Here is a 13,357-nt window from a genome sequence, read left to right on the forward strand (position 1 = left end):
GTATATAGAAGGCTTCTCGCTGGCGATCACGCAATATACTCGAAAGATACAACTTGGTGTGACTTGGGCTAGTTAGTGCATCCCCTCGAGATAAAGTCTCGGCCAAATAACGTTGCGTCATCTCCAAAACAGCCTGCAACTGGACATATTTCGCCTGCCCCATCCCTTTATGGGCACAAAACTCAGCCTCCGTTGCAGAAAAAAGATGGCGAAGCGAACCAAAATCTTTGATCAACTTGTCTGATAACTCTAAAACATTCATTCCTTGTGTGCCCGTTCGAAGAAATATCGCTAACAACTCCGCATCACTTAAGGAGTCGGGGCCTCTACTCAGTAACTTTTCTCTTGGCATCGACTCAACAGGCATTTTACTTATAGGCATATAAAGGCTATCTAGGGTGATGAATACGATCCATCAGCCTAAACCGTTTGTCTACGGAGAGCTTCCACTGCGTTATAAAGAAGACTAATGCCTAGCAAAACCGTGTAATTGATAAGTTTGATAACATCAACTTGATGAGTGTCAAACCTGTTCCAATTCTGCTTCTAGGCACTAATCCTTTGTTCTGATATCGTTAGTCCCAGAGAAATTAAGGAACAGAATCATGCAAACATTGGTTAATCAACTGGATAACGCTGACCAACAAGGCCTAGCTGGAAAAAAAATCCTACTTGGCATTAGTGGTGGTATCGCAGCTTATAAATGTGCCGAACTGACTCGACGCTTAATCGAACGTGGTGCGCAGGTACAAGTCGTCATGACTAATGCGGCTAAGGAGTTCATTACTCCTCTCACCATGCAAGCTGTCTCTGGAAGGCCAGTGTCTGATAGTTTGCTTGATCCTGCTGCTGAAGCTTCCATGGGGCACATCGAACTGGCGAAATGGGCTGACCTAGTCTTATTAGCACCCGCAACCGCAGACCTTATTGCGCGTATGGCCGCAGGCATGGGTAACGACCTACTGACCACTTTGGTTTTAGCAACCGATGCGCCAGTTGCGGTATCCCCAGCAATGAACCAACAAATGTACAGCCACCCTGCAACTCAAGAGAACATCGCAACGCTAAAACGTCGTGGATGTGAAATCTGGGGTCCGGCAGCTGGTGAACAGGCCTGTGGCGATGTTGGTATGGGGCGTATGTTAGAGCCAATGCAACTGGTCCATCGTTGTGAAGACTTCTTCCAACCTAAACCTCTGACTGGCCGTTCGGTGTTAATTACTGCGGGTCCAACTCGCGAAGCGATCGACCCAGTTCGTTACATTACCAATCATAGCTCGGGCAAGATGGGCTATGCACTGGCTGAAGCGGCCGCGAAACAAGGTGCTACGGTAACTCTAATTAGTGGCCCTGTATCACTCGCGACACCAAATCAGGTTAATCGCATTGATGTAGACAGCGCACAACAGATGTTTGATGCCGTGAATGCCAATGCTGCTCAGCATGATATTTTCATCAGCTGCGCTGCGGTTGCTGATTACCGCCCAGAGACCATTGCAGACCAGAAGCTTAAAAAAGTCGATGGTAAAGATGACATGACCATTCAAATGGTTAAGAACCCAGACATTGTGGCTTCCGTTGCCTCAATGATCGAAGATCGTCCATTTACTGTCGGCTTCGCAGCAGAAACTCAAGATGTCGAGAAGTATGCGCGCGGAAAATTGGAAAGAAAGAACCTCGACATGATTTGCGCCAACGACGTTTCTGTCGAAGGCCAAGGCTTCAATACCAGTAGTAATGAGTTGCACCTTTATTGGAAAGGTGGCGATAAATCTCTACCTCTAGATAGCAAAAACTCTCTTGGTTTCCAGATCCTTAATCAGATCCAACAGCTTATTGACGTATAAACGCACAAATTTTACCCTGACAATACGCTGACACCTCTCGATTCTGTTGACCTAGGTCTTACAAAACTAGGAACAGAATTGAATGGTGTTTATAATCCTTCTTCACTCAATCCTCATCTTTAGGAAAGGAAGTAAATAGATGGCCGGTACTCGAAAATCAAACCGTCGTGAAGAAATCCTGCAAGCTCTAGCACAAATGTTGGAATCGACCGAAGGCGCTTCTCGTATCACAACGGTAAAGTTGGCCAAGCAAGTTGGTGTTTCTGAAGCTGCGTTATACCGCCACTTCCCAAGCAAAGCTCGCATGTTTGAAGGCTTGATCGAGTTCATTGAAGAAGCGTTGATGTCTCGAATCAACCGTATTCTAGATGAAGAGAAAGACACACTAGAGCGCATACGCCTAGTGCTACAACTTATCTTGGTTTTCTCAGAACGTAACCCAGGCCTGACTCGAATTTTATCGGGTCATGCTCTAATGTTTGAAAATGAACGCCTACGCGATCGCATCAATCAGCTTTTCGAACGTATTGAGACACAACTTCGTCAAATTCTACGAGAAAGAAAGCTTCGTGAAGGGAAGTCATTCCCGGTTGATGAAAAAATCTTAGCGGCTCAATTGTTAGGTCAGGTTGAAGGAAGTTTAAATCGATTTGTTCGCTCGGACTTCAAATATCAACCGACAGAAAACTTTGATGCTTATTGGGCTCTACTCAGCGCTCAGATTAAGTAAACTCAATATCTTAAGTGATGGTTATGACGACGAAAAACTCTCCTGCAAGTAGCACGGTACAACACGTTATTAATAAGCCACCTTTTACCCTAGCACTACTGCACCCTAAATATTGGGGAGTTTGGTTTGGCTTTGGGTTACTGGCTTTTATAGTCAACATTCTACCTTACCGAGTATTACTACTATTAGGCCGTTCGTTAGGTGCTCTTGGTGCCCGCTATGGAAAAAAACGCGTAGCGGTAGCGACACGTAACTTGGAATTAGCCTTCCCCGATAAGCCAGCAGATGAAGTCGCGGCAATGGTCAGCGAGAATTTTAAAAATACTGGTATGGCATTGGTTGAAACCGGTATTACGTGGTTTTGGCCAACATGGCGCTTCAAGCGCATCCTAGTTGATAAAGATACCGAAGTTCTTCGTAGTCATCAGGCTAACGGTAAAGGCGTTCTACTATGTTGTGTTCATGCCTTGAATCTAGAGATCACAGCCCGAGCAATGCCGATCTTGGGTATTCCTGGCCTAGGTGTTTATCGCCCGCATAACAACCCAGCTTATGAGTTCATTCAATACCGCGGTCGAACTCAAAACGGCAACCGTCTAGTTCACCGTAAAGACGTAAAACGTATGATCCGAAGACTGCGACAAGGTGAGACCCTTTTCTACCTCCCTGATCATGACTACGGTCGCAATAAATCTGTATTCGTACCTTTCTTTGCAGTAGAGGATGCAAGCACCACCACTGGAACCAGCATTTTGGCTTACACCAGTCGATGCGCGGTCGTTATTGGGTCTGGCTTTAGAAATGCCGACGGAAAATATGAAATCATGGCCGACGAATCAATCGAAGATAACTATCCGCAGAAAGATGAAAAAGCGGCAGCAGCGTATATGAACCGCTATCTTGAGAAGATTATCTTAAGAGCCCCAGAACAATGGATGTGGCTACACAAGCGCTTCAAAACCATGGAAGATCCAGAAGCGGAAAAAGGCATTCGTTACAAGTAAGCGAGCCTTGTTCTGTCCAATAAGATTTAAGTAAAAAAATGCCCGAAAGAGTTTCATCTCTCGGGCATTTTTCTTTTTTAAGCTCTAAACCTAAGGCACTAAACCATTAGGTTCAACTTCTTCAGTTTACGAATTAGATTCCGTATTGAGTTCGGTACGCTTTTACTGAATCAAGATGTGCTGCGTCTGTGCCTTTCTCTTCAAGAAAAGTCACTAAATCAGTCAGGCTAACGATTGAGATAATCGCACAACCAAAGTCACGCTCAACTTCTTGAATCGCAGACAACTCTCCTTTGCCCTTCTCTTGACGGTCGATAGCAACAAGCACACCCGCTAAATCAGCGCCGTTTGCTTGGATGATTTCCATCGACTCACGAATCGCAGTACCAGCAGTGATCACGTCATCCACTAACATGATGCGACCTTCAAGTTCGCTACCGACTAGGTTGCCACCTTCACCGTGGTTTTTCGCTTCTTTACGGTTGAAGCAGTAAGGCGTGTCCACATCGTGGTGATCAGCAAGTGCAACCGCTGTTGTTGTTGCGATTGGGATGCCTTTGTATGCAGGGCCGAATAGTACGTCGAACTCAATACCTGAATCTGCTAATGCTGCTGCGTAGAAGCGACCTAAACGTGCTAGGTCACGACCTGTATTAAACAATCCAGCATTGAAGAAGTAAGGGCTCTTACGGCCAGACTTTAAAGTAAACTCACCAAACTTAAGTACTTCTTTCTCTAGTGCAAATTCAATAAATTCACGTTGATATGCTTTCATGTTTTTCCTCTACGTTTATCCAATAAAACTTAACTTACGCTCTGCACCACCCTTTCGAGTTTTGCAGACAAAAAAATAGCCCCCAATGTGGGAGCTATCTAGAAACTAATCGGCCAACGCAGCTTTCTGCGCTTCGACGATATCGGTAATGCCCTTATTCGCCAGGGCTAAAAGCTGCATCAGCTCTTCGTGGCTGAACGGTTCGCCTTCTGCGGTGCCTTGAATCTCAATCATCTTACCGTCTTCCGTCATTACAACGTTCATATCGGTATCTGCTGCTGAGTCTTCAACGTACTCAAGGTCACACAATGCTTGTGCCCCAACGATGCCCACTGAAACTGCCGCTACATGGCCTTTCATCGGGTTCTTTTTCAGTTTACCGCTTGCTAGTAGGCTGTTGATAGCATCAGCCATTGCAACGCTTGCACCTGAGATAGAAGCAGTACGAGTACCGCCGTCTGCTTGGATAACATCACAATCGACAGTGATCATGATTTCACCCATTACTTTTAGGTCAACAACAGCACGTAGGCTACGCGCGATCAGACGTTGGATTTCCATCGTACGACCACCTTGCTTGCCGCTCGCCGCTTCACGACGGTTACGAGTGTGCGTTGCACGTGGAAGCATGCCGTATTCAGCCGTTACCCAACCCTTTCCTTGGCCTTTTAACCAACGCGGTACGTTTTCTTCTACCGTCGCATTACATAGAACTTTAGTGTTGCCGAACTCAACTAATACAGAACCTTCAGCATAAGCTGTGTAGTTACGAGTAATTTTAATTGGACGAATTTGATCTACAGCGCGGTCATTTGGACGCATTGGTATCTACCTTATTAACAGTCTGAAGTGATTTACTATCGAAAGAGTGCATCACCTAAGAAAGGGGTGAGACAGTTTTGATTGGGGCAAGATTATATAGCAGTTTATCTTTCAAATCTATTTACCGTTCAAAGCTATTTATCATGAAAGGCTATTTATAGTGAAAAGCGACAAGCTTCGGGAGCACACCATATCGTGATACTATGCGTGCGCGTTATTTTCAGAATGATAAAAGACAGGAAAATTCGATGATTTATAGTATGACCGCGTACGCGCGCAAAGAAGTAAAAGGCGATTGGGGTACAGCAGTATGGGAAATCCGTAGTGTAAACCAACGCTACCTAGAAACTTACTTCCGTATGCCTGAACAGTTCCGTGGTTTAGAGCCAATCCTACGCGAGCGTTTCCGTAAGCGTCTAGCTCGCGGCAAGGTTGAATGTAACCTACGTTTTGAAGCAAACCCAGCAGCGAAAGGCGAGCTAAGCATTAACGAAGGTTTGGCTCAGCAAGTAATCAGTGCTGCTAACCAAGTAATGACGATGACAGGTGAAGACAGCCGTCTGAACCCATTCCAAATCATGAATTGGCCTGGCGTAATGGAAACGCCAGAGCAAGACATGGATGCCATCAACAAAGATCTACTTGAAGCATTCAACGATGCAATCGCAGAGTTCATTGACGCTCGTGCTCGTGAAGGCGAAAACATGAAAGCGCTCATCGTTCAGCGTTTAGATGCAATAACTGAAGAAGTCGTTAAAGTTCGTGCACGCATGCCTGAGATCCTAGAATGGCAACGTGAGCGTCTTCTTACCAAATTTGAAGATGCGAAGATTGAACTTGAAGGTTCTCGTGTTGAGCAAGAGCTGATCCTACTGGCTCAGAAGTCAGACGTAGCAGAAGAGCTAGACCGTTTAGACTCTCACGTGAAAGAAGCAAATGTAGTACTGAAGAAAGGTGGCGCTTGTGGCCGTAAGCTTGACTTCATGATGCAAGAGTTCAACCGTGAGTCAAACACGCTAGCGTCTAAGTCTATCAGCACAGACATCACAGCATCGGGCGTTGAGCTTAAAGTTCTTATCGAACAGATGCGTGAGCAGATCCAGAACATTGAATAACAGTTCGTCAGTAACACAGTGTGGATAGTCACTAGCTGAATCAGTGTTGATTAGATCAAGAGAAGCTCCTAGTTTTAGGGGCTTTTTTTATGGACACAATAATGACAATCAGGATGACTAAGTGAGCAAATTATTACCCGGAGATGTACTTAGCACAAAAAATAGATACAGCGATAGATAGAACGGATCAGGTGTACAAAAGGATTTTTAATATTTAGAGGAGGTATTGCAAGTGGAGAAGAGTGTTACGGTAAAACTGAAGGAAAACTGGTTTGAGAGAGAAAGTGACGCAAGTTGCTAATGCAACCTGCGTCGACTTAAAATCTTATAGAGCTACAACGTTTGCAGCTTGAAGACCTTTTTGGCCTTGCTCTACTTCGAAAGACACTTGTTGGCCTTCTTTAAGAGTCTTGAAACCTTCAGAAGCGATTGCACGGAAGTGTACGAATACGTCAGCGCCGCCGTTGTCTTGAGTTAGGAAACCGAAGCCTTTCTCTTCGTTAAACCATTTTACTACGCCGTTTGTTTTGTTAGACATGATGTGTCCCTTATATAAAAATAAAAAATTAATCGCCAAAAGTGCGATGCGCTGAAAGCTTGAATTATTTAATGTATCTATGAAGCCAAGGGAAACACTGAGAATAACAATGAAGCAATACTAAGGGTTTTACTTTACAACTGGATGTTTCATTTAATAACCCTGAAAACAGAGCAAGCACATTCTTGGTGATCCTGACCAGGTTGTAAAGCGTTATTTGAATAAAATGACTATTTTTTGTTCAATTAACTTCTATTCAGCCCCACAACATCACTGAACTTCATTTACAAAGCTATGATCTGAAGAAATTTACTCTTCCGCGGTTTGGTTCGGACAACACACACACGGCCAGTAATAATGTTCTACTAGAATCAAGAGTACGACAAAAGCAAAAACAAACGCCGCAACAGCACTCTCCACGTAACTAAACTAAACTACCAGTATCTTCACACCAAGTTCTCGTAAAGCATCAAGCACCTTAGGGTCAGCGCCGTCATCTGTAATCAATGTGTCAATCTGAGAAGCGGTAGCGAGTAACTTCCCACCATGCTTACCTACTTTGCTGCTATCTATCAGAGCCACAATACGATCACCATACTCCAGCAGCTTTTTCTCTGCCATATAGACCAATAGATCAGAGGTATGCACACCAGCTGTCGTAACACCCGTACCCGTAAAGAAGACAAAACGACTTTTATGGTCATCTGCTGCTTCTTCATCTGGAGAAATAGTGATCTGACGTTCGGGTAGATATTGGCCACCAAGTATGATGATACTTTGATGATCTTGACTAATCAGCTGATAAGCCAATGGCATAAAATTCGTCACAACTTGCACATCACGATGCGCTAAATGCTCTCCCATCAAAAAAGTCGTATTGCTACCACTCACAATAATACTGTCGTGTTCTTCACACATATCTGCCGCAGCTTTAGCAATTCGCTTTTTCGCTACATAGCTTTCTATATCTGTTTCGCAGGGGATAAAGCTGCTTGGTGCATGAGTTGCGGCTAGGGACGAGTCAAAATTGATTACCTCTGCCCCATTACGGATTTTTTTCAGCCTCCCTTCTTCCGCCAACTTTGTAATGTCCCGACGAGCTGTAGATAAAGAGATATCTAACATCTTCACATAGTCATTTGTCGTTATAAACGTATGACTCGTTAGATGATCTAACAAGCTTCTATGACGCTGAGCTTCATTCATTGTTCATACCATTAAGTTCTTTTGAATTATTTTGACGCATTATGAACTTTTGAGCAATTAGATTCTCGAAATGAACTCTTTTGAATTAATTTGACTCAAAATGTGTGATCAAAACCATTCTTTTGTTCATAATAAATCAAAAATGACTTTACGTGACCGCATTTGACCACTTATAGTCAACTTGCGTCATGAGAAGTCACTGGAGAGTAAAATGAAATACCAAGCAGTAATGATTGATTTAGATGGAACACTGTTAAGTGATGCTGAGCAGATCTGTGTGACTAACAAACAAGCGATTTGTCTTGCCGTTAATAATGGATATCAGGTGAGCTTGGCGAGTGGTAGACCGCACCAGCTGATGATGCCATATGTTGACCAACTTCAATTATCGCTACCAATCATCTGCTGCAATGGTGCCTATATTTATGATCCTAAAACACAACGTGTTCAACATCAGCACACAATTAGTCATGAATCACTAACGGGTCTGTTGAGCTTACTGAATGATGGACATTTCACCTTCACCATCTATTCAAGTAAAGGCATCTTTGCTCAAAAAGAATCAACTCATACAAAGGGTTTAGAAAAAAAGGCTGAGGTTATTAATGCCGCAATGGAGCTGCAGATTATCCCAACGCTGACCGAACTCATCGCTCGCAGTGGCGATGTATACAAAGTATTAGTGTCTAGCCAAGACAAAGAATCTCTAAACCAGTTACGAGATTCCTTAAAAACGCACTTCCAAGCTGACTTATCAACACCGAATAAATTGGACATTACGTCTAAAGCAGCCACCAAAGGCCACGCTCTTCAGCAGTGGCTAAATGACCAAAGAATTTCATCTCATAACACCATTGCTTTTGGGGATGGGGACAACGATGCCTCTATGTTCCGACTTGTCGGAGAACCTGTCGCAATGGCTAATGCCAGCCCTGCTTTAAAAGGCATGGCTAATCTAATTGTTACCAATAACAACGGCTGTGGAATTGGCCAGTACCTTCGCTTGATAGTGCAAGAAGGCCAACACACATGCCAAAACACTTTTAGTTACTAAGGATAAATCATGAAAAAAGTAAAAATTGCCGCAGGATTAGCACACGTAGATTACGGCCACATTGCAGACGTAGTGAAAGAAGTATCTGATGCTGGTGCCGATTACATCCACTGTGATGCAGCAGATATGCATGACCTGAAAAACCTACAATTGATGGGGGGGCATCAAATTGTTGAAGGCATTCGTCCTTACACTGAAAAGCCAATTGAAGTTCACGCTTACTTCAAAGATTGCGACAAATTATTTATCGATAAAATCGCAGCTGCTGGTGCAGACATGCTGATTCTACCAGCTGAGCATTTTATCGGTGCTCCTCTGTGTTACATCATTAAGTACTGTCAAAACCACGGAATGAAATTTGGTTTAACCGTTGGTGCATTAACGCCAGTGTCATTTGTTAAAGAATCTATCTACTACCTAGACCGTTTACACATTGTTATTCACGGCATTACTGATGGCGATGATGAGTGGTTATGGCGCAAATCTGCGATTGCAATGATCCGCGAAGCACGTGAACTCATCAACGAACGCAACCCTAACTGTGAGCTATGTGTAGATGGCGGTATCCGTAACCACAACATCGAAGAACTGCTTAATGAAGATATTGATGTGATGGTTGCATCGACAAATATCTTTGGCCACAAAGACGGCATCACAGCAGGCGTTCGTGACTTCCGCGCAGCAATCGACCAACTGGAAGATAAAGCAGCGGCAGACACAAAAGAAGTCGAAACCGTTTAAGTAATTGCCTAGCGCAGTTTCTATCGAATCGATGCGCCACAGCAATCTAGAAATAACGGTGCTAAACCTACCCCCCCTCTATGCTCGGGTTTGGCACCACTACCAAGGATTAAACCATGACACAGTTTCAACACTATCAACCGACCAAGCTAACCTTTGGTGCGGGTGAGATTCAGAAAATAGGTCAGCTTATCGCTCAATATGGCACACGTTGCCTAGTAGTATCCGAACCTGTTTTTGATGCAGTAAAGCCAGCCTATGACCGCATTTTTACTTTGCTTTCAGAGCAAGGAATTGAAGTGACTCATTTTGATGGTGTCGTACCGAATCCGCCTACAACCGTCGTTGAACTTGGCCGCCAAGTGGCCATCGGAAATAACTGTGATGTGGTTTTGGCCATTGGTGGTGGTTCATCGATTGATACAGCAAAAATCATTTCGGCAACGATCAATGCAGAGTCTCTAGATTGGGCCCATTGGTTTGCCACTTATGATTCACCGTTTGGGGACGTCAACCCACTACCCGCGAAAGTCGTACCTTTGTTCGCTGTACCTACAACATCGGGAACTGGCTCTCAAGTGACGCAAGCGGCAGTGATTACCGACCTTGAGCAACATGCAAAACTAACACTGTTTCACCCTGAATTTTTCCCTTGTGAAGCGTTAATCGATCCAGAGCTCATGCTGACACTGCCTCCACGTATGACAGCTATGACAGGATTTGATGCTTTTTCACATGCGTTTGAATCATTTACGGGTACTCGACCATCTCCATTTGTTGATGGTATGGCGTTAGAAGCAATGAAGCTTGTCATTGATCACCTACCGAGTGTTGTCGACAACGGCGCAGATTTACATGGCCGCTGCCAACTCGCGAAAGCAGACACACTTGGCGGGATCTCGCTAGCTAATGGCGGTGCGGGGGCACCACACCCTTTAGGCGAAATCTTAGGTAGTAGCAAAACAAACCTACCACATGGGTTAACACTCGCAGTGGTTTATCCAGCTTATGTACAACTTCAATGGCGCAAGCAACCAGAGAGATTTGCTCAAGTGGCTGAGTTATTTGGTGCTGTGGGAAGTACCGAAGAAAAAGCTCAATCATTAGCGGCTGCTCTTGTGAAATTCCTTGAACGTATCGGTCTTGAATCGAACTTAACTCAAGTCGGTGTCACCAAAGAAGATGTTCAAAAGTTGGAGCCGGCTTTTTGCTTTGATCTACCACTAACCAGTGGTGACGAAATGAAAAAAGTATTGCAGGCCAGTTTGGTTGAATAAGCGACAGTCACAAATTCACGTTTGTCATAATTAAAGAAAATGGAGATTGAAACATGGAATGCAAGAACAACACTTTAGGTCATACAGCTTTGAAATTGGAAAGAGAGGAATTCATTGCCAGTAACCTAAAAGCGTTGGTCTTTGACTTCGATGGCCTTCTCGTCGATACCGAAACCTGTATGTTCAAAGCCTGGGAAGCTTTGTTAAAACCATACGGAGTTGAAGTTTCGCCACTCCAGGTTGCTGGCCTAGTTGGGAGCTCAGCGCCAGCAACCTACCTTTATCAACTATTCAACAAAGCGTCGAATCAAAAGCTGTCCGATTCACAAATTCGCGATCGAGTGATCGCTCATGCCTACCAATTAATTGCTTCAATAACAGAACGAGAAGGTGTCCGTCAGTATCTAGACTTTGCTAAATCACACTCATTGAGCATTGCACTGGCCACCAGCTCAGAGGCTGAACATTACATGCCAATTCTGAATCGTTTGAACCTTACACCCTATTTTGACTGTTTTATCGGAGCAGAAGACATTGCCTCAGATAGACGGAAACCACATCCCGATGTGTATTTAGCGGCATTAGAACAACTCGGTGTATCTGCCCATCAAGCCATCGCTTTCGAAGATTCCCCTCCTGGAATTATGGCGGCTCGATCGGCAGGAATACCAACAGTTGCAGTAACCAATTTGCTCACTCGTCACCTCGATGTCTCGCTAGCCAACGTGGTGCTGAGTTCGATGAATGATCAAACGCTACTGCAATTGATAAACCAACTTACCGAGAATGAACGATGAATAAATTAGAACAACTGAAAAAGCACACCACTGTCGTTGCCGACACAGGTGATATTGATGCTATTGCTGCATTTCAACCTGAAGACGCCACAACCAACCCATCTCTAGTACTAAAAGCCGCAGAAATGCCGCAATACGATCACTTAATCGCCGATGCGATCACTTGGGCAAAAGCACAAAGCAACGACAAATCACAACAGTTGATCGACGCTGGAGACAAACTGGCGGTCAACATTGGTTTAGAAATTCTAAAAACGGTACCGGGGCGCATCTCAACAGAAGTTGACGCTCGTATGTCATTCGACAGAGTCGCAAGCTTGGCAAAAGCTCGAAAGCTTATCGGCATGTATAACGAAGCTGGCATCAGTAACGACCGAATCCTAATTAAGTTAGCGTCAACTTGGGAAGGCATTCGAGCAGCTCAAGAGCTAGAGAAAGAAGGCATCAATTGCAACCTAACGCTGCTGTTCAACTTTGCACAAGCCAAAGCCTGTGCAGAAGCCGGTGTATTCTTAATCTCACCTTTTGTCGGTCGTATCCTAGATTGGTACAAAACCAATACCGATAAAAAAGAGTACCTTCCTCATGAAGATCCTGGTGTCGTTTCAGTCTCTGAAATTTACAACTACTACAAAGATCATGGCTACAACACGGTTGTGATGGGCGCGAGCTTTCGCAATGCCGATGAAGTCCTAGCATTAGCGGGCTGTGACCGTTTGACCATAGGCCCTGCAATTTTAGACCAACTTGCAGCACAAGAAGGCTCTGTTGAGCGCCTACTCTTTGCCGACCGTGACACCATCAAAAAGACACCAACAGCCATGACTGAAGCACAGTTCCGCTGGGAGATGAACCAAGACCCGATGGCAACAGAAAAGCTAGCCGAAGGCATCCGTAACTTTGCCGTCGATCAAGGCAAATTAGAAACCATGATCGAAGCACGCCTGTAGGAGAAGCATAATGATTACACGAACTAAATTAGCCGACGCTATTCGCGTTCTAAGCATGGACGCAGTACAAAAAGCAGGCTCGGGCCACCCTGGAGCACCGATGGGCATGGCCGATATCGCTGAAGTTCTATGGCGTGATTTTCTAAAACACAACCCGAGCAACCCTAACTGGGCCGACCGCGACCGTTTTATCTTGTCGAATGGCCATGGCTCAATGCTTATCTATAGCTTGTTACACCTATCTGGTTACGAGCTATCAATGGATGACATCAAATCTTTCCGTCAATTACACAGTAAAACCGCAGGTCACCCTGAATACGGTTACGCTCCAGGTATTGAAACCACTACCGGCCCATTAGGACAAGGCATCACCAACGGTGTCGGCATGGCTTTGGCTGAAAAGGTGCTGGCTGAACAGTTCAACCGTGAAGGCCACGATATTGTTGATCACCACACCTACGTGTTCATGGGCGACGGCTGCATGATGGAAGGTATTTCTCA

Annotated in this window: 14 protein-coding genes and 1 pseudogene; 10 read left to right on the top strand and 5 right to left on the bottom strand. The window is 44.7% G+C overall.

All coding sequences use genetic code 11. From position 1 onward, the window contains the following. Positions 1 to 382 (bottom strand): UPF0758 domain-containing protein (locus AB4496_RS05205; RefSeq protein WP_372130662.1); only part of this gene is annotated, 382 nt, incomplete at its 3' end. A gap of 223 nt (positions 383 to 605) precedes the next feature. Between AB4496_RS05205 and coaBC the strand changes: the two genes are divergently transcribed. The 3 genes from coaBC (at position 606) to AB4496_RS05220 (ending at position 3,581) form a co-directional block, all read left to right on the top strand. Then, positions 606 to 1,847 carry a bifunctional phosphopantothenoylcysteine decarboxylase/phosphopantothenate--cysteine ligase CoaBC gene (gene coaBC, locus AB4496_RS05210; protein ID WP_102257559.1) on the top strand — a complete coding sequence of 414 codons (1,242 nt, stop codon included), beginning with the start codon at positions 606 to 608 and terminating at the stop codon, positions 1,845 to 1,847. 139 nt (positions 1,848 to 1,986) lie between these two features. Continuing rightward, positions 1,987 to 2,577, top strand: a complete 591-nt coding sequence (gene slmA, locus AB4496_RS05215) for a nucleoid occlusion factor SlmA (protein ID WP_004741428.1) — start codon at positions 1,987 to 1,989, stop codon at positions 2,575 to 2,577. Positions 2,578 to 2,600: 23 nt separating this feature from the next. After that, complete coding sequence (locus AB4496_RS05220) at positions 2,601 to 3,581, top strand: Kdo(2)-lipid IV(A) acyltransferase (RefSeq protein WP_029223859.1); 981 nt, start codon at positions 2,601 to 2,603, stop codon at positions 3,579 to 3,581. Between the two features lie 133 nt (positions 3,582 to 3,714). Here AB4496_RS05220 and pyrE read toward each other — a convergent pair whose 3' ends face one another. Further along, positions 3,715 to 4,356 carry an orotate phosphoribosyltransferase gene (gene pyrE, locus AB4496_RS05225; protein WP_009847982.1) on the bottom strand — a complete coding sequence of 214 codons (642 nt, stop codon included), beginning with the start codon at positions 4,354 to 4,356 and terminating at the stop codon, positions 3,715 to 3,717. A gap of 105 nt (positions 4,357 to 4,461) precedes the next feature. Next, the gene (gene rph / locus AB4496_RS05230) at positions 4,462 to 5,178 is read right to left on the bottom strand and encodes a ribonuclease PH (protein ID WP_004735726.1); all 717 of its coding nucleotides are present in this window, start codon (positions 5,176 to 5,178) and stop codon (positions 4,462 to 4,464) included. 248 nt (positions 5,179 to 5,426) lie between these two features. Here rph and AB4496_RS05235 point away from each other — a divergent pair, with 248 nt between their 5' ends. Continuing rightward, positions 5,427 to 6,293, top strand: a complete 867-nt coding sequence (locus tag AB4496_RS05235) for a YicC/YloC family endoribonuclease (protein ID WP_029225400.1) — start codon at positions 5,427 to 5,429, stop codon at positions 6,291 to 6,293. 325 nt (positions 6,294 to 6,618) lie between these two features. Here AB4496_RS05235 and AB4496_RS05240 read toward each other — a convergent pair whose 3' ends face one another. Both AB4496_RS05240 and ulaR read right to left on the bottom strand, forming a co-directional pair. After that, positions 6,619 to 6,831, bottom strand: a complete 213-nt coding sequence (locus AB4496_RS05240; protein WP_004735656.1) for a cold-shock protein — start codon at positions 6,829 to 6,831, stop codon at positions 6,619 to 6,621. A gap of 429 nt (positions 6,832 to 7,260) precedes the next feature. Beyond that, on the bottom strand, positions 7,261 to 8,037 hold the full coding sequence (gene ulaR, locus AB4496_RS05245; protein ID WP_009847985.1) for an HTH-type transcriptional regulator UlaR: 777 nt from the start codon (positions 8,035 to 8,037) through the stop codon (positions 7,261 to 7,263). Between the two features lie 211 nt (positions 8,038 to 8,248). Here ulaR and AB4496_RS05250 point away from each other — a divergent pair, with 211 nt between their 5' ends. The 6 genes and pseudogenes from AB4496_RS05250 to AB4496_RS05275 form a co-directional block, all read left to right on the top strand. Beyond that, positions 8,249 to 9,091: an HAD family hydrolase gene (locus tag AB4496_RS05250; protein ID WP_086050247.1), complete on the top strand. Its 843-nt coding sequence runs from the start codon at positions 8,249 to 8,251 to the stop codon at positions 9,089 to 9,091. Between the two features lie 9 nt (positions 9,092 to 9,100). Next, positions 9,101 to 9,832, top strand: a complete 732-nt coding sequence (locus tag AB4496_RS05255; protein ID WP_012603032.1) for a ribulose-phosphate 3-epimerase — start codon at positions 9,101 to 9,103, stop codon at positions 9,830 to 9,832. Positions 9,833 to 9,948: 116 nt separating this feature from the next. After that, positions 9,949 to 11,109 carry an iron-containing alcohol dehydrogenase gene (locus AB4496_RS05260; RefSeq protein WP_102257558.1) on the top strand — a complete coding sequence of 387 codons (1,161 nt, stop codon included), beginning with the start codon at positions 9,949 to 9,951 and terminating at the stop codon, positions 11,107 to 11,109. Positions 11,110 to 11,162: 53 nt separating this feature from the next. Continuing rightward, complete coding sequence (locus tag AB4496_RS05265; protein WP_017099279.1) at positions 11,163 to 11,906, top strand: HAD family phosphatase; 744 nt, start codon at positions 11,163 to 11,165, stop codon at positions 11,904 to 11,906. Next, the gene (tal, locus tag AB4496_RS05270) at positions 11,903 to 12,856 is read left to right on the top strand and encodes a transaldolase (protein WP_102257557.1); all 954 of its coding nucleotides are present in this window, start codon (positions 11,903 to 11,905) and stop codon (positions 12,854 to 12,856) included. Before AB4496_RS05265 ends, tal begins: the two co-directional genes overlap by 4 nt. Positions 12,857 to 12,866: 10 nt before the next feature. Beyond that, positions 12,867 to 13,357, top strand: a pseudogene (locus tag AB4496_RS05275) (transketolase); the annotation flags it as partial.

The organism is Vibrio sp. 10N.222.46.A1 (genome assembly GCF_041473595.1).
GTDB lineage: Bacteria > Pseudomonadota > Gammaproteobacteria > Enterobacterales > Vibrionaceae > Vibrio > Vibrio tasmaniensis_A.

Excerpts from the sequence above, each read along its gene's own strand:
- coaBC (WP_102257559.1), top strand. The coding sequence starts at position 606 with ATGCAAACATTGGTTAATCAACTGGATAACGCTGACCAACAAGGCCTA.
- slmA (WP_004741428.1), top strand. The coding sequence starts at position 1,987 with ATGGCCGGTACTCGAAAATCAAACCGTCGTGAAGAAATCCTGCAAGCT.
- AB4496_RS05220 (WP_029223859.1), top strand. The coding sequence starts at position 2,601 with ATGACGACGAAAAACTCTCCTGCAAGTAGCACGGTACAACACGTTATT.
- pyrE (WP_009847982.1), bottom strand. The coding sequence starts at position 4,356 with ATGAAAGCATATCAACGTGAATTTATTGAATTTGCACTAGAGAAAGAA.
- rph (WP_004735726.1), bottom strand. The coding sequence starts at position 5,178 with ATGCGTCCAAATGACCGCGCTGTAGATCAAATTCGTCCAATTAAAATT.
- AB4496_RS05235 (WP_029225400.1), top strand. The coding sequence starts at position 5,427 with ATGATTTATAGTATGACCGCGTACGCGCGCAAAGAAGTAAAAGGCGAT.
- AB4496_RS05240 (WP_004735656.1), bottom strand. The coding sequence starts at position 6,831 with ATGTCTAACAAAACAAACGGCGTAGTAAAATGGTTTAACGAAGAGAAA.
- ulaR (WP_009847985.1), bottom strand. The coding sequence starts at position 8,037 with ATGAATGAAGCTCAGCGTCATAGAAGCTTGTTAGATCATCTAACGAGT.
- AB4496_RS05250 (WP_086050247.1), top strand. The coding sequence starts at position 8,249 with ATGAAATACCAAGCAGTAATGATTGATTTAGATGGAACACTGTTAAGT.
- AB4496_RS05255 (WP_012603032.1), top strand. The coding sequence starts at position 9,101 with ATGAAAAAAGTAAAAATTGCCGCAGGATTAGCACACGTAGATTACGGC.
- AB4496_RS05260 (WP_102257558.1), top strand. The coding sequence starts at position 9,949 with ATGACACAGTTTCAACACTATCAACCGACCAAGCTAACCTTTGGTGCG.
- AB4496_RS05265 (WP_017099279.1), top strand. The coding sequence starts at position 11,163 with ATGGAATGCAAGAACAACACTTTAGGTCATACAGCTTTGAAATTGGAA.
- tal (WP_102257557.1), top strand. The coding sequence starts at position 11,903 with ATGAATAAATTAGAACAACTGAAAAAGCACACCACTGTCGTTGCCGAC.